Annotated in this window: 18 protein-coding genes; 17 read left to right on the top strand and 1 reads right to left on the bottom strand. The window is 68.6% G+C overall.

Annotated features, from left to right (window positions below; all coding sequences use genetic code 11):
* The first annotated feature begins 5 nt into the window (after positions 1 to 5).
* From nagZ to dipM, 12 genes are all read left to right on the top strand, one after another.
* Complete coding sequence (nagZ, locus tag DDF62_RS08030) at positions 6 to 1034, top strand: beta-N-acetylhexosaminidase (RefSeq protein WP_116488642.1); 1029 nt, start codon at positions 6 to 8, stop codon at positions 1032 to 1034.
* Positions 1031 to 1855 carry a segregation and condensation protein A gene (locus DDF62_RS08025; RefSeq protein WP_116488641.1) on the top strand — a complete coding sequence of 275 codons (825 nt, stop codon included), beginning with the start codon at positions 1031 to 1033 and terminating at the stop codon, positions 1853 to 1855. Before nagZ ends, DDF62_RS08025 begins: the two co-directional genes overlap by 4 nt.
* Positions 1856 to 2024: 169 nt before the next feature.
* Positions 2025 to 2690, top strand: a complete 666-nt coding sequence (gene scpB / locus DDF62_RS08020; RefSeq protein ID WP_116488640.1) for an SMC-Scp complex subunit ScpB — start codon at positions 2025 to 2027, stop codon at positions 2688 to 2690.
* Between the two features lie 136 nt (positions 2691 to 2826).
* Complete coding sequence (locus tag DDF62_RS08015; protein ID WP_058349436.1) at positions 2827 to 3051, top strand: twin-arginine translocase TatA/TatE family subunit; 225 nt, start codon at positions 2827 to 2829, stop codon at positions 3049 to 3051.
* Between the two features lie 110 nt (positions 3052 to 3161).
* Positions 3162 to 3764: a Sec-independent protein translocase protein TatB gene (gene tatB / locus DDF62_RS08010; RefSeq protein ID WP_116488639.1), complete on the top strand. Its 603-nt coding sequence runs from the start codon at positions 3162 to 3164 to the stop codon at positions 3762 to 3764.
* Positions 3761 to 4660: a twin-arginine translocase subunit TatC gene (gene tatC / locus DDF62_RS08005; RefSeq protein ID WP_116488638.1), complete on the top strand. Its 900-nt coding sequence runs from the start codon at positions 3761 to 3763 to the stop codon at positions 4658 to 4660. The genes tatB and tatC overlap by 4 nt, the downstream gene beginning before the upstream one ends.
* A 42-nt stretch (positions 4661 to 4702) precedes the next feature.
* On the top strand, positions 4703 to 4951 hold the full coding sequence (locus tag DDF62_RS08000) for a ribbon-helix-helix domain-containing protein (protein WP_116488637.1): 249 nt from the start codon (positions 4703 to 4705) through the stop codon (positions 4949 to 4951).
* Positions 4893 to 5135, top strand: coding sequence for a type II toxin-antitoxin system RelE/ParE family toxin (locus DDF62_RS07995; RefSeq protein ID WP_244286748.1), 243 nt, complete (start codon positions 4893 to 4895; stop codon positions 5133 to 5135). Before DDF62_RS08000 ends, DDF62_RS07995 begins: the two co-directional genes overlap by 59 nt.
* A gap of 183 nt (positions 5136 to 5318) precedes the next feature.
* Complete coding sequence (gene serS, locus DDF62_RS07990; protein WP_116488636.1) at positions 5319 to 6614, top strand: serine--tRNA ligase; 1296 nt, start codon at positions 5319 to 5321, stop codon at positions 6612 to 6614.
* A complete protein-coding gene (surE, locus tag DDF62_RS07985) occupies positions 6611 to 7417 on the top strand; it encodes a 5'/3'-nucleotidase SurE (protein WP_116488635.1) in 807 nt (268 codons plus the stop codon). Before serS ends, surE begins: the two co-directional genes overlap by 4 nt.
* Positions 7417 to 8076 (top strand): protein-L-isoaspartate(D-aspartate) O-methyltransferase, encoded by a 660-nt coding sequence (locus DDF62_RS07980; protein WP_101716468.1) that lies wholly within the window; start codon positions 7417 to 7419, stop codon positions 8074 to 8076. The genes surE and DDF62_RS07980 overlap by 1 nt, the downstream gene beginning before the upstream one ends.
* A gap of 105 nt (positions 8077 to 8181) precedes the next feature.
* Positions 8182 to 10083, top strand: coding sequence for a cell division endopeptidase DipM (dipM, locus tag DDF62_RS07975; protein WP_116488634.1), 1902 nt, complete (start codon positions 8182 to 8184; stop codon positions 10081 to 10083).
* 89 nt (positions 10084 to 10172) lie between these two features.
* On the opposite strand, the gene sodC is transcribed toward dipM, so the two are convergent.
* Positions 10173 to 10697, bottom strand: a complete 525-nt coding sequence (gene sodC / locus DDF62_RS07970; protein WP_116488633.1) for a superoxide dismutase[Cu-Zn] — start codon at positions 10695 to 10697, stop codon at positions 10173 to 10175.
* 114 nt (positions 10698 to 10811) lie between these two features.
* Here sodC and gyrA point away from each other — a divergent pair, with 114 nt between their 5' ends.
* The 5 genes from gyrA (at position 10812) to DDF62_RS07945 (ending at position 16615) form a co-directional block, all read left to right on the top strand.
* Positions 10812 to 13568 (top strand): DNA gyrase subunit A, encoded by a 2757-nt coding sequence (gene gyrA, locus DDF62_RS07965; protein WP_116488632.1) that lies wholly within the window; start codon positions 10812 to 10814, stop codon positions 13566 to 13568.
* Positions 13569 to 13589: 21 nt separating this feature from the next.
* Entirely contained in the window at positions 13590 to 14078 is a 489-nt protein-coding gene (gene coaD / locus DDF62_RS07960; protein ID WP_116488631.1) for a pantetheine-phosphate adenylyltransferase, read from the top strand.
* A 231-nt stretch (positions 14079 to 14309) separates the two neighbouring features.
* The gene (locus tag DDF62_RS07955; RefSeq protein ID WP_116488630.1) at positions 14310 to 15155 is read left to right on the top strand and encodes a peptidylprolyl isomerase; all 846 of its coding nucleotides are present in this window, start codon (positions 14310 to 14312) and stop codon (positions 15153 to 15155) included.
* Positions 15156 to 15170: 15 nt separating this feature from the next.
* Positions 15171 to 16052: a peptidylprolyl isomerase gene (locus tag DDF62_RS07950; protein WP_116488629.1), complete on the top strand. Its 882-nt coding sequence runs from the start codon at positions 15171 to 15173 to the stop codon at positions 16050 to 16052.
* 95 nt (positions 16053 to 16147) lie between these two features.
* Positions 16148 to 16615, top strand: coding sequence for a peptidylprolyl isomerase (locus tag DDF62_RS07945; protein ID WP_101716462.1), 468 nt, complete (start codon positions 16148 to 16150; stop codon positions 16613 to 16615).
* Positions 16616 to 16666: the final 51 nt, after the last annotated feature.

Raw genomic sequence — 16666 nt, 5'->3', positions numbered from 1 at the left:
GCCCCATGAGCACGTCGACCGCCGCCATCCTCGGCTGCGCCGGGACCATCCTGTCGGCGGAAGAAGCCGCCTTCTTCCGCGACGTGAAGCCGTGGGGCTTCATCCTCTTCAAGCGCAACATCGACACGCCCGACCAGGTTCGCAAGCTGACCTCGGCTCTGCGCGAGACCATCGGGCGGCCTGACGCGCCGATCCTGATCGACCAGGAGGGCGGCCGCGTCGCCCGCCTTGGCGCCCCTCACTGGGGCAAGTATCCGCCCGGCCGCGCCTACGGCGACCTGGTCGCCAACGACCCGCTGGTCGCTCGCGAGATCACCCGCCTGGGCGCGCGCCTGATCGCCCACGACCTGACCTCGCTGGGCATCAATGTCGACTGCGTGCCGGTGCTGGACGTGCCCGACCCCAAGGGCCACGAGATCATCGGCGACCGCGCCTATGGCGACACCCCCGAGCAAGTGGCCACGCTGGGCCGCGCCGCCGCCGAGGGCCTGCTGGCTGGCGGCGTGCTGCCGATCATCAAGCACATCCCCGGTCACGGCCGGGCGATGGCCGACAGCCACCTGGAGCTGCCGGTGGTGAAGGCCAAGCTGGCCGAGCTGGAAGCCCGCGACTTCGCCCCGTTCCGGGTGCTGTCGGACATGCCGATGGCGATGACCGCCCACGTCGTCTACACGGCCATCGATCGTCGCCGCCCGGCCACGACCTCGAAGAAGGCCATCAAGCAGGTCATTCGGGGCTCGCTGGGTTTCGACGGCCTGCTGATGAGCGACGACCTGTCGATGAAGGCGCTGTCGGGCGACTTCAAGCAGCGCGCCAAGGACAGCCTGTCGGCCGGCTGCGACGTGGTCCTGCACTGCAACGGCGACATGGACGAGATGAAGGCCGTGATGGCCGGCGTCGGCAAGATGTCCAAGGAGGCCCGTCGCCGGGCCCAGGCCGTCATGGGCCGCCTGGTCAAGGTTCCCGAGCCGCTCGACGTATCCGAGGCCCGGGCCCGCTTCGACGCCGCCTTCGACGGCCGGTACGCCGGGTGAGCACGGGCTTTCAGCCCACATTCGACTTCGCGGCCGCCCGTGAGGCGGCCGAAGACGGCGCGGCCCTGGTCATCGACATCGATGGCTACGAAGGGCCGCTGCATGTCCTCCTGGCCCTGGCCCGCAACCAGAAGGTCGACCTGCTTCAGCTGTCGATCACCCGCCTGGCCGAGCAGTACCTGGCCTTCGTCCAGCAGGCCCGCCGGGTGCGCTTCTCGCTGGCCGCAGACTACCTCGTCATGGCCGCCTGGCTGGCCTACCTGAAGTCGCGCCTGCTGCTGCCCAAGCCCGAGCGCCCCAAGGCCGAGGAGCCGCCGGCCGAGGAGATGGCCGCCCAGCTGGCCTTCCGGCTGGCCAAGCTCGACGCCATGCGCCGTTCGGTCGAGGCCCTGAAGGAGCGTCCGCAGCTCAAGCGCGACGTCTTCACCCGCGGCGATCCTGACGCGGTGAAGATCGTTTCCTCGACCCGCTTCGAGGGCGATCTCTACGCCCTGATGAGCGCCTACATCAGCCAGCGAAAGCGCGAGCACGGCCGCCACTACGCCCCGCGCCCGCCCCAGGCCTATCCGCTGGAAGACGCCCGCGACCGCCTGCGCACCTTCCTGCCGAGGATGGAGGAGTGGACGGCCCTGTCCGGCGTCGCCCCGGTCGAGCGCTGGGAGGAAGACCCCGATGGCCCAACGCCGGCCAGCTATCTGGCCTCGACCCTGTCGGCGAGCCTGGAACTGGCCAAGGAAGGCGCCCTGACCGTCCGCCAGATGGGCGCGTTCGAGGAAATCTACCTGCGCACCCGGACCGATGGCGGGGAGGGGCTGCTGTGATGGTCGCTGCTTCCAGGAACCTCCCCCCATGGGGGAGGCGGCCGCAGGCCGGTGGGGGGGCGTTTTCAGCTTCCGCCGCGTTTGGCCTGTTTCGCAATCACTCCCCCCACCGATCGCTGCGCGATCGCCTCCCCCATGGGGGGAGGTTCCTCGGCGACCGACTCGCACGATGACCCTCGATCCCATCTTCACCGAACGCTGCATCGAGGCCCTGCTGTTCGCGGCGGCCGAGCCGCTCAGCGTCCAGGATCTGGCCAAGCGCCTGCCCGACGGCGCGGACATTCGCCAAGGGATCGCCGACCTGCGCCTGACCTGGGCGGGGCGCGGTATCGAGCTGGTCGAGGTCGCCGGCCGCTGGCGCTTCCAGACCGCCGCCGACCTCGCCTTCCTGATGACCGAGGAGCGCGAGGAGCCGCGCCGCCTGTCCAAGGCCGCCCAGGAAACCCTCGCCATCGTCGCCTATCACCAGCCCGTCACTCGGGCCGAGATCGAAGCCGTGCGCGGGGTGCAGGCCAGCCGCGGCACGCTGGACGTGCTGCTGGAGCTGGGCCTGATCCGCATGCGCGGCCGCCGCCGTACGCCGGGCCGGCCGGTGACCTTCGGCACCACCGACGCCTTCCTCGAACACTACGGCCTGGCGAATCTGGGCGACCTGCCGGGCGTGGCCGAAATGAAGGCCGCGGGCCTGCTCGACCTCAACCTGCCGCCGGGCTTCACAGTGCCCGATCCGCTGGGCTTGCGCGACGACGAGGGCGAGGATCCGCTGGACGAGGGCGAGACCCCGGAATTCGCTCAGGATTTCCTGGGCGAGCTGGAAGGGGGCGACAAGGCCTAGCCTGGCTGGGCCGGGGCGCAATCGCCGCATTCCGTTCCGCTTGGCTCTACGCCACGCGGACGCCTATATTATCTGAGACATTGTAACGACACGCCGCAGCGGCTAAAGCGCCGCTGTCGCAAGGAGCACCGCCGTTATGGGTAGCATGAGCTGGATTCACTGGGTGATCGTGATCGCGGTCGTCGCCCTGCTTTTCGGCGGTCGCGGCAAGCTGTCCGGGATCATGGGTGACGCCGCCAAGGGCATCAAGGCGTTCAAGGACGGCCTGAAGGACGACAGCAGCCAGGAAGTGGCCGACAACAAGTCGACCGGCGCCCTGCCGCGCACCGAGGCCGAGAAGGAAGACCTGCGCAAGTCGTAAGGTCGGTTCGCCGCGCCTTCGCAAACGGGGGCGCGGTCTCGTTTTTCTGAACCGCCGCAGTTTCCGCCTCGTCGCGAGGGGGAGGCAGCGTCCGCTCTCAAGGCGCATATATGTTTCAGGAAGTCGGCGGCGTAGAGCTTCTGATTATCGCCGCGGTCGCGTTGATCGTGGTCGGGCCCAAGGATCTGCCCGTCATGCTGCGAAAACTCGGCCAGATCGTGGGCAAGGTCCGCGGCATGGCCAACGAGTTCCGCGCCAGCTTCGACGAGATGGCTCGCCAGTCCGAGCTCGACGATCTGCGTCGCGAGGTCGAGGCCATGCGCGCCGGCCAGTACGCCAATCCCGTGCAGGTCGCCGTCGACGAGGCCAAGGACGCCAATGTCGACCTGGTGTTCGCCGACATCGACGCCAGCCTCAACAGCGGTTCGGTGCAGGCCCATCCCTACGCCGCCCACAATCCCGAGCCGGCCGCCGACGCAGCCGCCACGCTTGAACCGCCGGCCAAGCCGGCCCGCAAGCGCGCGCCCAAGGCCGTGGCCGAGCCGACCGTCGAGATCGTCGCCAAGAAGCCGCGCGCCAAGGCTGCTTCCAAGGATGCCGGCGTCGCCCCCAAGTCCAAGGCCGACAAGCCCGAAGTCGCCGCGCCCGCCGCCAAGCCGGCCCGCAAGCGCACCACCAAGACCGCCGCCTCCAGCTCGGACATCGTCTCGTGACCAATTCGATCGGACATGATCCCGAGGACGAGATCGAGGCCTCGCGCGCCCCGCTGCTCGAGCACCTGACCGAGCTGCGCTCGCGTCTGATCGTCTGCGTCGTGGCGCTGTTCGTCGGCTTCGGCGTCTGTTTCGCCTTCTCGACCCAGCTGTTCCTGTTCCTGATCCACCCGTTCGAGGTCGCCGCCGGCATGGTGGCCGCCAGCAAGGCTGGCGCGCACCACAACCCGTTCGACCTGATCATGGTGCTGATGGGCCTTAAGGACGCGCCGGCCGACGTCGCCCACCAGAAGTTCGTCTTCACCGCGCTGCTGGAGCAATTCTTCACCAAGCTGAAGCTGTCGGCTTTCGGCGCGGTGGTGATCACGTTCCCGGTGCTGGCCTGGCAGCTCTACCGTTTCGTCGCGCCGGGTCTCTACAAGAACGAGCGCGGAGCGTTCCTGCCGTTCCTGGTCGCCTCGCCGGTGCTGTTCCTGATGGGCGCGGCGCTCGTCTACTACGTCATGCTGCCGTTCATCGTCTGGTTCTCGATGAACCAGCAGATCTTCGGCGCCGGCATCTCGGTGGAGCTGCTGCCCAAGGTCTCCGACTATCTGACCCTGGTGACCTCGCTGCTGCTGGCCTTCGGCCTGTGCTTCCAGCTGCCGGTGGTCGTGTCGCTGCTGGGCATGGCCGGGATCATCGATTCCAAGATGCTGCGCGCCGGCCGTCGCTACGCCATCGTCGGCGTGTTCATCGCCGCCGCCATCCTGACCCCGCCCGATCCCATCAGCCAGCTGACCCTGGCGATCCCCATGTGCCTGCTCTACGAGATCGGCATCTGGTGTGTCTGGATCATCGAGCGCGGCCGCAAGAAGCGCGAGGCCGAGGAAAGCAAGGACGTGGTGGCGGTCTAGGCTGTCGTTTGACAATCCAGACGTCGGTCCCAGGCTTACGTCATGGCGACGATGAACGTCTCTTTGTCGAAAGCTGACAAGGATTGGGTCGAGGAACGGGCCCGAACCGATCGCTACGACACGCCCGCCGATTATGTGCGGGACCTGATCGAGCGTGATCGCATACGCCACGCCAAGATCCAGGCCATGCAGGGGTTGGTCGACGAGGCCTTGGCGTCCGGCGACAGCGAGCATGGCATGTCCGAGATCCTCGAGGTCGCTCGGGCTCGGGCCAGCGCGCTTGGCCTATAGGCTCAGTCGCCGAGCCAGGGACGATCTCGTCGATATCTATATCGAAGGCGTACGCGCTTTTGGCCGACAGCAGGCCGAGCGCTATCACGCGGGTCTTGAAGAGGTCTTCGGCTTCCTTGAAGCCTTTCCTCGGGCCGCTCCCGAACGCTCCGGCATTACGCCTCCGGTTCGCGTCCATTCCTAACAAGGCGCACCTCATCGTCTACATGCTGGACGGTCACGACGTGCGTGTGCCGCGCGTTCGGCATGCTCAGGAGGATTGGAGCGTCGATTCGGTCGGCTGAACCTCGCGCGAAAAGGTTGGCGCCCTTGCCGACGCGCCTTAGAGAAGGGCGTTTCTTAACGACTTCCTGCCGAGCTCATTCCGATGCACGACATCAAGGCCATCCGCGAAAACACGCAAGCCTATGAAGCCGCCTGGTCGGCCAAGGGGCGGTCGGGCGCGGCGTCGGAAGCCGTCAAGCTCGACGCCCAGCTGCGCGCGGCCCAGACCGCCCTGCAAGAAGCCCAGGCCAAGCGCAACGAAAGCTCCAAGCTGATCGGCATGGCCAAGGCCAAGAAGGACGAGGCCGAAGCCGCCCGCCTGATGGCCGAGGTCGAGGCGCTAAAGGGCCGCATGGCCGAGGCCTCGGAAGAAGAGCACCTGGTCGGCGCCAAGCTGAAGGACCTGCTGGCGTCCTTGCCCAACATCCCGGCCGCCGAAGTGCCGGAAGGCGAGGACGAGGCGGGCAATGTCGAGCAGCGCCGCTGGGGCGATGCGTCCAAGCTGCCGGCCGGTCGCCTGAACCAGCCCAAGGACCACGTCGACCTGGGCGCGGCCCTGGGCGGGATGGACTTCGAGGCCGCCGCCCGCATGAGCGGCGCGCGCTTCGTGGTGCTCAAGAAGGAGATCGCCCGGCTGGAACGGGCGCTCGGCCAGTTCATGCTCGACCTGCAGACGGTGGAGCATGGCTACACCGAGGTCAGCCCGCCCGTGCTGGTCAAGGACGACGCCCTGTTCGGCACGGGCCAGCTGCCGAAGTTCGCGGAAGACCTGTTCCGCACCACAGGCGACCACTGGCTGATCCCCACCGCCGAGGTGTCGCTGACCAATCTTGTGCGCGAGCAGATCACCGGCGAGGAAGAGCTGCCGCTGCGCCTGGCGGCCCTGACCTACTGCTTCCGCTCGGAGGCCGGCGCTTCGGGCCGCGACACCCGCGGCATGATCCGCCAGCACCAGTTCCAGAAGGTCGAGCTCGTTTCGATCACCACGCCCGACCAGTCGGAAGCCGAACACGAGCGCATGGTCGAATGCGCCGAGACCGTGCTGAAGAAGCTGGAGCTGCCGTTCCGCACCATGCTGCTGTGCAAGGGCGACATGGGCTTCGGCGCGCGCAAGACCTACGATCTGGAAGTCTGGCTGCCCAGCCAGGCGACCTATCGCGAGATCAGCTCGTGCTCCAACTGCGGCGACTTCCAGGCCCGCCGCATGGACGCCCGCTACAAGAAGGCCGGCGAGAAGGGCACGCACTACGTGCACACCCTCAACGGCTCGGGCCTGGCCGTCGGCCGCACCCTGGTGGCCGTGCTGGAGAACTACCAGGACGAAGCTGGCCGGATCGCCATCCCTGCCGTGCTGCAGCCCTACATGGGCGGCCTGACCCACATCGGGGGCGCTGCGTGAGGATCCTCCTCACCAACGACGACGGCATCCACGCGCCGGGCCTCGCCAGCCTGGAGCGCATCGCCGCGACCCTGTCGGACGACGTCTGGGTCGTCGCGCCGGAGTACGAGCAGTCGGGCGCCAGCCGCGCCCTGACCCTGGCCGACCCGCTGCGGGTGCGGAAGATCAGCGAGCGCCGCTTCGCCGTCGAGGGCACGCCCACCGACTGCGTGGCTCTGGCCTTCCAGGAACTGGTCGAGGGCGCCAGGCCCGACCTGGTGCTTTCGGGGGTGAACCGCGGCCAGAACCTGGCCGAGGACGTCACCCTGTCGGGCACGGTCGCCGGCGCCATCGAGGGCATGGTCCTGGGCGTTCCGGCCATCGCCCTGTCGCAGGCCATGACCTATTTCGCCGACGAGGTCGTCGCCCACTGGGAAACGGCCGAGCACTTCGCGCCGGGCATCATCCACCGCCTGCTGGAAGTGGGCTGGCCGTCGGATGTGGTGATGAACGTCAACTTCCCGCCGATCCCGCCCGAGCGCGTCGATGCCGTGGAAGTGACCCGCCAAGGCTTCCGCGACTCGCACTTGCGGCGCATTGAAAAGCGGACGGACCTTCGTGGTCGCGACTACTACTGGACAGGCTTCACCGCCAAGCCGTCCAATCCGCCGGAGGGCACCGATCTGAAGGCCGTGTACGAAGGGCGCATCTCGGTGACGCCCCTGCATATCGACCTGACGCACAACGCCACCGTCGCCGCCCTCAAGGGCGTGCTGGGCGGAGCGCCGCCTAAGCTCGCCCCAAAGCCGGAGCCCGGCCTGTGATGGCGAGCGCCAAGCGCCCGGAAACGCCTGAAGCGCTGCTGAAGCGGCTGCTCGACGCCCTGAGGGCTCAAGGCGTCACCGATCCCAACGTGCTGTCGGCGATCGAGAAGACCCCGCGCGACCTGTTCACGCCCGACCTCTTCAAGGAGCGGTCGTGGGAGGACTCGGCCCTGCCGATCGCCTGCGGCCAGACCATCAGCCAGCCGTTCATCGTCGGCCTGATGACCCAGGCCCTGACGGTCGAGCCGCGCTGCCGCGTGCTCGAGATCGGCACCGGGTCGGGTTACCAGACGGCGATCCTCAGCCGCGTGTCGCGTCTCGTCTATACGGTCGAGCGCTATCGCACGCTGATGAAGGAGGCCGAGGCGCGCTTCGCGACCCTGGGCCTGACCAACGTCATCACCAAGTTCGGCGACGGCTGGGAAGGCTGGCGCGAGCAGGCGCCTTTTGACCGTATTATGGTCACGGCTGCGGCGCAGGAAGAGCCTAAGGGGCTCCTGGCTCAGCTCAAGCCCAACGGCGTGCTCGTCGCGCCCGTTGGTCGCGGGCCTGTCCAGAGCCTTCGCCGCTATGCCGGCGACGGGAAGGGGGGCTTCACGGTCGAAGCCCTGTGCGACGTGCGTTTCGTCCCGATCCTGGAAGGCGTCGCCCGCGAGTAGCGCGGGCCCGGCGTCCACAGGTTCGGCGACGTCGCGCGTATTTGGTTAAGGTTTGATTTACCCTTGCGGCGGCGACTTGAAGGCTCCGCGAGGAAAGGAGAGGTCATGAGGCAGTTGTGGACGCAAGCGGCGGTGATCGCGCTGACGGCTGGAACGCTCGCGGCCTGCGAGACGACCGGCGCCCAGTATCCCACCCGCGCCGACGCCGGCGTCAGCCCGCCGCTCGTCCAGGCTCCCCCCGCCGTCCAGACCCCGCCGCCGGCCGCCCAACCGCCTGAGGACGACGCCCCGCCGGTGACCGCGCCGGTCGCCGCCGGCGCCGTTTCCAGCCAGCCGCTGTCGCCGGTGCCCTCCGATATTCCGCCGCCGCCCCCGCCGCCGGCCGACAGCCGCCCGATCCCTGCGCCAGTGCAGCAGCAGCCGGCCATGCGTCCGGTCGTGGTGACGACCACCGGCGGCAAGGTCGTCGACGTCAGCGGCGGCCCGCAGACCTACACCGTCCAGTCCGGCGACGGCCTTGACGCCATCGGCCGCAAGATGGGCATCTCGCGCGTCGAGCTCGCCAAGCTGAACGACCTGGAAGAGCCCTATCGCCTGAAGCCGGGCCAGAAGCTGAAAGGTCCCTCGACCAAGGCCAAGGCCTATGTGGTCGAGAGCGGCGACACCCTCAGCGCCATCTCCCGTCGCTTCAGCGTCACCCCGGCCGCCCTGGCCGAGGAGAACGACCTTTCCACCGGCGCCTCGATCCGCGCCGGCCAGAAGATCCGCCTGCCGGAAGGCTACAAGGACAAGGGTCCGTCCAGGACCACGGTGATGCAGCCGGTTCCGGGCGGCTCGACCACCCTGGCCGGCGCCGCGCCGTCGCGTCCCGCGCCGACCGCTTCGGCCCCGTCGATCGGTTCGCGCCCTGCCGCCACGCCGCCGCCGTCGCGCCCGGTCGTCGACGACGAACCGGCCCCCGCCGCCACGACCACCACCACCGTCAGCATCACCGGCAAGGTGATCGAGGTCGCCGGCAAGCCGAAGATCCACACGGTGAAGTCGGGCGACGCCATCGACTCCATCGCCCGCGACCTGGGCACCACCCGCAAGGATCTGGTCGAGGACAACGACCTGAAGGCCCCGTACGTGATCCGTCCTGGCCAGAAGCTCAAAGGGCCGGCCACGACCGACAAGGCCTATGTGGCCGAAAGTGGCGACACCCTGGCCGGCATCGCCAAGCGCTTCAATGTCAGCGTCTCGGCCCTGGCCAAGGAAAACAACCTGCGCACCGGCGCGTCGGTCAAGAAGGGCCAGAAGGTCGTTCTGCCCGATGGCTACAAGGACCGCGGCCCGGTCCGCACGACGGTGACGACGCCCGCGCCGCGTCCCTCGACCCCGGCGCCGACCACGACAGCCCAGGCACCGATCGGCGCTTCGCCGGCTCCCGCGCCGTCGACCACCGGCCTGCCGTCCAGCCCGCGCCCCTACACGCCGTCGGGCTCGGCCTCCAGCTATCCGCGTCCCAGCGCGCCGGTCTCGGCCCAGCCGATCACCCCGCCGCCCGCGCCGTCGCGCCCGATCATCGAGAGCAGCGCCCCGCCGACCGAGGCCGAGATCACGGCCGCCGGCCGCGGCCGCTTCGTCTGGCCGGTGCGTGGCGAGACCATCTCGGACTTCGGCCCCAAGGGCACGGGCCAGCGCAACGACGGCCTCAACATCCGCGCTTCGGCCGGCGCTCCGGTCAAGGCCGCCGCCTCGGGCGAGGTGGTCTATGCCGGCAACCAGGTGCCGGGCTTCGGCAACCTCGTGCTGGTCAAGCACGCCGACGGCTGGGTCACGGCCTACGCCCACCTGGCCGCGACCGACGTCAAGATGCGCCAGCAGGTCGGCCAGGGCGAACAGCTCGGCACCGTCGGCCAGACGGGCGGCGTCAACGAGCCCCAGCTGCACTTCGAGGTCCGCTACGCCCCGACCCCGAAGGACAAGGCCAAGCCGATCGACCCGGGCCTGGTGCTGCCGCGCTAGGGATCGGGTTCGAGCCCACACACGAAAACGGCCTCCGGAGCGATCCGGAGGCCGTTCTTGTTTCCGCCGCAAGGGGAGGAGGGGCGAGCCTACTTCACCACGCCGCAGGCGCTGCGCGCGCCGGCGCCGCCGATCGGCTGGCTTGTGTGGTCGTCGGGGCTGGCGTGGATGACGATGGCCGAGCCGTCGGCGTCCAGCAGGGCCGGGCGGCCGCCCGCCCCCTTCAGCGACACCAGGGGCGAGAACACCTCGGTCACCGCCGAACCGTCGGCGGCGGCGTAGAGGTTGGGCAGGTCGCCGTTGTCGTTGCCGTTCGGGTTCAACAGGCCGTGGACCACCGTGGCGGTCGTGTGCACGTGGGCGCCGGCCGACTTGAAGTCGGGCGCGCCGCAGTCGCCCTTCTCGTGGAAGTGCAGGCCGTGCCAGCCGGGCGTCAGGCCCTTGGCCTCGATCTTCAGCAGCACGCCGTGCGGGGCCTCGGTGATCGTCCCGGTTCCGATGGTCTTGCCGTCGGCGCCCTTGATCTCGGCGGTCGCGGTGGCGGGCGCATCGGCGGCGGAGGCCGTGGTGGCGGCCACGAGGCCGGCGGCGAGGAAAAGGGCGGTCAGACGCATGAAACTGCTCCGGTTCGCTTAGGAACGTTGGGGCGGCGAAGGTGGCGCCGTCCGTGTCAGAATGCTAACTGTTTCCGACTGTTCCGTGTTCGATTCTGACGGCGAAAAATCCCCTTGAACGACGATCAAAACACTCTGCCTCCCGAAGGGCCGCGCGGAGACATCGCCCCGATCAACATCGAGGACGAGCTGCGCCGCTCGTATCTCGATTACGCGATGAGCGTCATCGTCAGCCGCGCCCTTCCGGACGCGCGCGACGGCCTCAAGCCGGTGCACCGTCGGGTGCTGTTCTCGATGCACGAGCAGGGCCAGACGCCCGAGCGCCCGTACGTCAAGTCGGCCCGCGTCGTCGGTGACGTCATGGGTAAGTATCACCCGCACGGCGACGCCTCGATCTACTTCACCCTGGTGCGCATGACGCAGTCGTTCTCGATGGGCCTGGTGCTTATCGACGGCCAGGGCAACTTCGGCTCGGTCGACGGCGATATGCCCGCGGCCATGCGATACACCGAGTGCCGCATGGCGCCGCCGGCCATGTCGCTGCTGGCCGATCTCGACAAGGACACGGTCGACTTCGCCGACAACTACGACGGCAAGGAGCAGGAACCCACCGTCCTGCCGGCGCGGATCCCCAACCTGCTGGTCAACGGCGCGGGCGGCATCGCCGTCGGCATGGCCACCAACATTCCGCCGCACAACCTGGGCGAAGTCATCGACGCCTGCCTGCTGCTGATCGACGAGCCCGAGGTCACCACCGACCAGTTGCTCGACCTCGTGCCCGGCCCGGACTTCCCGACCGGCGGCGAGATCATCGGCCGCTCGCCGCCGCGCAACGCGCTGCTGACCGGGCGCGGTTCGGTCGTCATGCGCGGCGTGGCCAGCGTCGACGAGATCCGCACCGGCCGCGAAGCCATCATCATCACCGAGATCCCGTATCAGGTGAACAAGGCCAACCTGGTCGAGCACATCGCCGAGCTGGTCCGCGACAAGAAGATCGAGGGCGTCGCCGACATCCGCGACGAGTCCAACCGCGACGGCATGCGCATCGTGGTCGAGCTCAAGCGCGACGCCTCGGGCGAGGTGATCCTCAACCAGCTCTATCGCTTCACGGCGCTTCAAAGCTCGTTCGGCGTCAACATGCTGGCCCTGAACCGCGGCCGTCCCGAGCAGATGGGCCTGCGCAAGCTCCTGGAAGTGTTCGTCGAGTTCCGCGAGGAAGTCGTCGTCCGCCGCACCAAGTTCGAGTTGGGCAAGGCCCGCGATCGCGGCCACGTCTTGGTCGGCCTGGCCATCGCCGTCGCCAATATCGACGAGTTCATCCACATCATCCGCTCGTCCAAGGACCCGGCCGAGGCGCGTGAGCGCCTGGTGGCCAAGGCTTGGCCGATGGGCGACATGCTGCCGCTGGTCGAGCTGATCGCCGACCCGCGCTCGGTGCAGGAAGAGGGCGGTCTCATCCGCCTGACCGACGAACAGGCCCGCGCCATCCTGGCCCTGACCCTGTCGCGCCTGACCGGCCTTGGCCGTGACGAGATCGGCAACGAGGCGGCCCTGCTGGCCGAGGCCATCCGCGGCTATCTCGAACTGCTGTCCGACCGCGCCAACATCATGGCCGTGGTCCGCGAAGAGCTGGTCGAGGTGAAGGACAAGTTCGCCATTCCGCGCCGCTGCCAGATCGTCGACGGCGACGCCGACATGGAAGACGAAGACCTGATCGTCCGCGAGGACATGGTCATCACCGTCACCATGGGCGGTTACGTCAAGCGCACCCCCCTGGCCAACTACCGGACCCAGCACCGGGGCGGGAAGGGCAAGTCGGGCATGGCCACCAAGGACGAGGACGCCGTCACCCGCGTGTTCTCGGCCTCGACCCACGCGCCGCTGCTGTTCTTCACCTCGGGCGGCAAGGTCTACAAGCTGAAGGTCTGGAGGCTGCCGCTGGGCGCCGCCAACTCGCGCGGCAAGGCGTTCGTCAACCTGCTGCCGATCGAGCCGGGCGAGACCATCACCTCGATCCTGACCCTGCCCGAGGACGAAGCCACCTGGGACGGCCTGGACGTGATGTTCGCCACCCGCTCGGGCAGCGTGCGTCGCAACAAGCTGTCGGACTTCGTCGACGTCCGCCGCAACGGCAAGATCGCGATGAAGCTGGATGAGGGCGACGGCATCGTCGGCGTGGCCGTCTGCAACGCCGACCAGGACGTTCTGCTGACCACGGCGGCCGGCCGCTGCATCCGCTTCTCGGTCGACGAGGTGCGGGTGTTCGCCAGCCGCGACTCTACCGGCGTTCGCGGCGTGAAGCTGGCTTCCGGCGACACCGTCATCTCGATGGCCGTCCTGCGCAGCGTCGACGCCACCCCGGCCGAGCGCGCCGCCTATCTCAAGCATCAGCGCGCCCTGCTGCGCGCCGCCAACGGCGAGGAGGGCGACGAGGCCCCCGCGCCGGAGGAGACCGATGAAGAGGCCGGCGAGGCCAGTCTCACGGTCGAGCGCATCGCCGAGCTTGGCGCGGCCGAGGAGATCATCCTCACCATCTCGTCTGAGGGCTACGGCAAGCGCACCAGCGCCTACGACTTCCGTCGCACCGGTCGCGGCGGCCAGGGCCTGGCGGCCCAGGATCTGTCCAAGCGCGGTGGCAAGCTGGTGGGCTCGTTCCCGGTCGACGAGAGCGACCAAATCCTGCTGGTGACGGACGCTGGTCAGCTGATACGGTGCCCCGTCTCGCAAATTCGTGTTGCGGCGCGGAATACTCAGGGCGTAACCGTCTTCCGCACGGCGGCGGACGAGCATGTCGTGAGCGTCGAGCGTCTGGCCGAGGCCGGCGGCGACGAAGGGCAGGACGACGCAAGCGGGGCGGAAGAGACCCCGTAAGTCAAAGGCGCAGGGGGTTTCATGCGTATCGGTCTTTATCCCGGGACCTTCGATCCGGTCACCAATGGCCACCTCGACATCATCGGTCGGGCCGTGAAGCTGGTCGATCGGCTGGTCATCGGGGTGGCGGTGAACATCGGCAAGAACCCCCTGTTCTCGCTCGATGAACGGGTCGCCATGCTGCAACGCGAGACGGCCCACCTCGGCGGCGCCGTCATCGATGTTCGGCCGTTCGACAGCCTGCTGATCCACTTCGCCCGCGAGGTCGGCGCCCAGATGATCGTCCGCGGCCTGCGGGCCGTGGCCGACTTCGAGTACGAATTCCAGATGACCGCGATGAACCAGCAGATGGATCGCGAGATCGAGACCGTCTTCCTGATGGCCGACCCGCGCCACCAGGCCATCGCCTCCAAGCTGGTCAAGGAAATCGCCTCGCTGGACGGTGAAGTGGGCAGGTTCGTCAGCCCCGGCGTCGCCACCGACCTGATCGCCAAGATCAAGGCGCGCTGATCCAAAGATCCTCCCCCTGTGGGGGAGGTGTCGCCAAAGGCGACGGAGGGGGGGCGTTTTCAGCCGCGCTGCGCCTGAAGTTCTCCCCCCACCGATCGCTGCGCGATCGCCTCCCCCAGAGGGGGAGGTTCGTTGCGCGGGCCGCCCACAAGTGGCCGAAATCATCGACAAAGCTTGTGGTTCCGCTCCGCCCGTTCTACGCGGGGCGACGAGATCTGTTCGGGGAAATCCATGAAGTCTGCGTTCCGCGTTCTCGGCGTCGCCGCCCTGGCGCTCGTTTCGGCTACGACCGCTTCCGCCCAAGTCGCCGCCCAAAGCGCCGAATGGCGTACGCCCGATCCGGAGAACGTGCTGGTCGTCGAGACCAACAAGGGCCGCATCGTCGCCGAGCTGGTCCCCGAGGCCGCGCCGGGCCATGTCGAGCGCGTGCGGGAGCTGGCGCGGGCCGGTTTCTACGACGGCCTGACCTTCTTCCGCGTCATCGACACCTTCATGGCCCAGACGGGCGACCCCAAGAACGACGGCACCGGCGGCTCGGACAAGCCCGACCTGACGGCCGAGTTCAGCTTCCGCCGCCCCGGTTCGGGCGGCTCGTTCGCGCCGGTCGGCAAGGTCGGCTCGCTGGAGACGGGTTTCGTCGGCCCGCTGGCCGTGACCAGCCAGTCTTCGATGCTGGCGGCCATGACCGCCGACGGCAAGGTGCAGGCCTGGGCCAACTTCTGCCCTGGCGTGCTGGGCATGGCCCGCGCCGGCGACCCCAACAGCGCCAACAGCCAGTTCTTCTTCATGCGCCAGCACTATCCGTCGCTGGAGAAGGCCTACACCGGCTTTGGCCGCGTGCTGTCGGGCCTGGAGGTCGTGCGCGCCATCAAGACCGGCGAGCCGGTCGCCGATCCGCAGGACAAGATGCTCAGCGTCAAGGTGCTGGCCGACATTCCGGCCGACAAGCGCCCGACCGTGCAGGTGATGGACACGCGCAGCGCCGCCTTCGCCGAAGTCGTCAAGAAGAAGCAGGCCGAGCTTGGCGCCGGCTACAACATCTGCGACGTGGAAGTACCCGCGAAGGTCAGCAAGTAAGCCGAGGTCGACTGAATGCGCCTGCCGATCGTCTCCGCCGTCGCTCTTCTGGCCGCCGCGGCGGTCGTCCCGGCGGCGCAGGCCGCGCCCAAGGCCAAGCGGGCCAAGGCCGCCTCCGTCGCGGCGCCGGCGGGGCCCCGCGAAACCGACTGGCGCACCCCGGCGCCGGACACGGTGATGGTCATCGACAGCACCAAGGGCCGGATCCTCGTCGAGCTGGTCCCCGAGGTCGCGCCCGCCCACGTGGCGCGCCTGCAGGAACTGACCCGCGAGGGCGTCTACGACCGGCGCACCTTCTTCCGGGTCATCGACCGCTTTATGGCCCAGACCGGCGATCCCGAGGACACCGGGCAGGGCGCGTCGAGCAAGCCCAACCTCAAGGCCGAGTTCACCTTCCGCCGCGACCAGGCCCTGCCGTTCGTGGTCGCCGCCTCGCCGGCCGGCACCGAGGTCGGCTTCCTGAAGTCGCTGCCCGTGGTCAGCCAGGCGCTGAGCTGGAACACCATGACCAGCGACAAGAAGGTCGCCGCCTGGGGGACCTATTGCCCGGGCGTCCTGGGCATGGCCCGCGACGACGCGCCCGACAGCGCCAACAGCCAGTTCTTCCTGATGCGCCAGCCCTATCCGTCGCTGGACAAGCGCTACACCGCCTTTGGCCGGGTGATCTCGGGCCTGGAGGTGGTGCGGGCCATCAAGACCGGCGAGCCGGTGGCCGACCCGCAGGACGAGATGACCAGGGTGCGCCTGCTGTCCGACATCCCGGAAGCCGAGCGCCCCAAGGTGCGGGTGATCGACCCGAACAGCCCGTGGTTCCTGGGCCAGATCGCCGCCGTTCGGCGAGCCAAGGGCGCGGATTTCTCGGTCTGCGACCTGGAAGTCCCCGTCAGCGTTCAGTAACGGCGGTTCACAGCCGCTTTGCGGCGGGCTAAAGAGCGCCAGACTCAATTTTCCGGCGGGCCCAGCCCGCCAAACCCCGTACCGAAGGGACGACCATGTCGGCTGACCTCGAAAACACCCTGATCCTGACGCTCGAGACCGGTCCGGTCACCATCCAACTGCGTCCCGACCTGGCCCCCGGCCACGTCGAGCGGATCAAGGAACTGGTCCGCGAAGGCTTCTACGACGGCGTCGTCTTTCACCGCGTGATCCCGGGCTTCATGGCCCAGGGCGGCGACCCGACCGGCACCGGCCGCGGCGGCTCCTCCAAGCCCGACCTGAAGGCCGAGTTCTCGGCCGAGCCGCACGTCCGCGGCGTCTGCTCGATGGCCCGCACGCCGGATCCGAACTCGGCCAACAGCCAGTTCTTCATCTGCTTCGACGACGCCACCTTCCTCGACAAGCAGTACACCGTGTGGGGCGTGGTCACCGACGGCATGGACCACGTCGACAGCCTGCCCAAGGGCGAGCCGCCCCGCGCGCCGGGCAAGATCGTCAGCGCCAAGATCGCCGCCGACGCCTAAAGTCAAAAAGAGGGCCCCTTCGGAAACGAAAGGGGCCCTTTTCTTTGGAGG

The organism is Caulobacter radicis (assembly GCF_003094615.1).
Taxonomy (GTDB): Bacteria; Pseudomonadota; Alphaproteobacteria; order Caulobacterales; family Caulobacteraceae; genus Caulobacter; species Caulobacter radicis.
Note: the sequence above shows the minus strand (reverse complement) of the source record. Positions and strands in the feature narration are given on the sequence as shown.

What these genes read in the sequence shown, in the direction of transcription:
- nagZ (WP_116488642.1), top strand. Translation starts at nt 6, where the DNA reads ATGAGCACGTCGACCGCCGCCATCCTCGGCTGCGCCGGGACCATCCTG.
- tatB (WP_116488639.1), top strand. Translation starts at nt 3,162, where the DNA reads ATGTTTCAGGAAGTCGGCGGCGTAGAGCTTCTGATTATCGCCGCGGTC.
- DDF62_RS07945 (WP_101716462.1), top strand. Translation starts at nt 16,148, where the DNA reads ATGTCGGCTGACCTCGAAAACACCCTGATCCTGACGCTCGAGACCGGT.
- DDF62_RS08015 (WP_058349436.1), top strand. Translation starts at nt 2,827, where the DNA reads ATGGGTAGCATGAGCTGGATTCACTGGGTGATCGTGATCGCGGTCGTC.
- DDF62_RS07995 (WP_244286748.1), top strand. Translation starts at nt 4,893, where the DNA reads ATGGCATGTCCGAGATCCTCGAGGTCGCTCGGGCTCGGGCCAGCGCGC.
- sodC (WP_116488633.1), bottom strand. Translation starts at nt 10,697, where the DNA reads ATGCGTCTGACCGCCCTTTTCCTCGCCGCCGGCCTCGTGGCCGCCACC.
- DDF62_RS07950 (WP_116488629.1), top strand. Translation starts at nt 15,171, where the DNA reads ATGCGCCTGCCGATCGTCTCCGCCGTCGCTCTTCTGGCCGCCGCGGCG.
- DDF62_RS08000 (WP_116488637.1), top strand. Translation starts at nt 4,703, where the DNA reads ATGGCGACGATGAACGTCTCTTTGTCGAAAGCTGACAAGGATTGGGTC.
- DDF62_RS07955 (WP_116488630.1), top strand. Translation starts at nt 14,310, where the DNA reads ATGAAGTCTGCGTTCCGCGTTCTCGGCGTCGCCGCCCTGGCGCTCGTT.
- coaD (WP_116488631.1), top strand. Translation starts at nt 13,590, where the DNA reads ATGCGTATCGGTCTTTATCCCGGGACCTTCGATCCGGTCACCAATGGC.
- DDF62_RS07980 (WP_101716468.1), top strand. Translation starts at nt 7,417, where the DNA reads ATGGCGAGCGCCAAGCGCCCGGAAACGCCTGAAGCGCTGCTGAAGCGG.
- serS (WP_116488636.1), top strand. Translation starts at nt 5,319, where the DNA reads ATGCACGACATCAAGGCCATCCGCGAAAACACGCAAGCCTATGAAGCC.
- scpB (WP_116488640.1), top strand. Translation starts at nt 2,025, where the DNA reads ATGACCCTCGATCCCATCTTCACCGAACGCTGCATCGAGGCCCTGCTG.
- dipM (WP_116488634.1), top strand. Translation starts at nt 8,182, where the DNA reads ATGAGGCAGTTGTGGACGCAAGCGGCGGTGATCGCGCTGACGGCTGGA.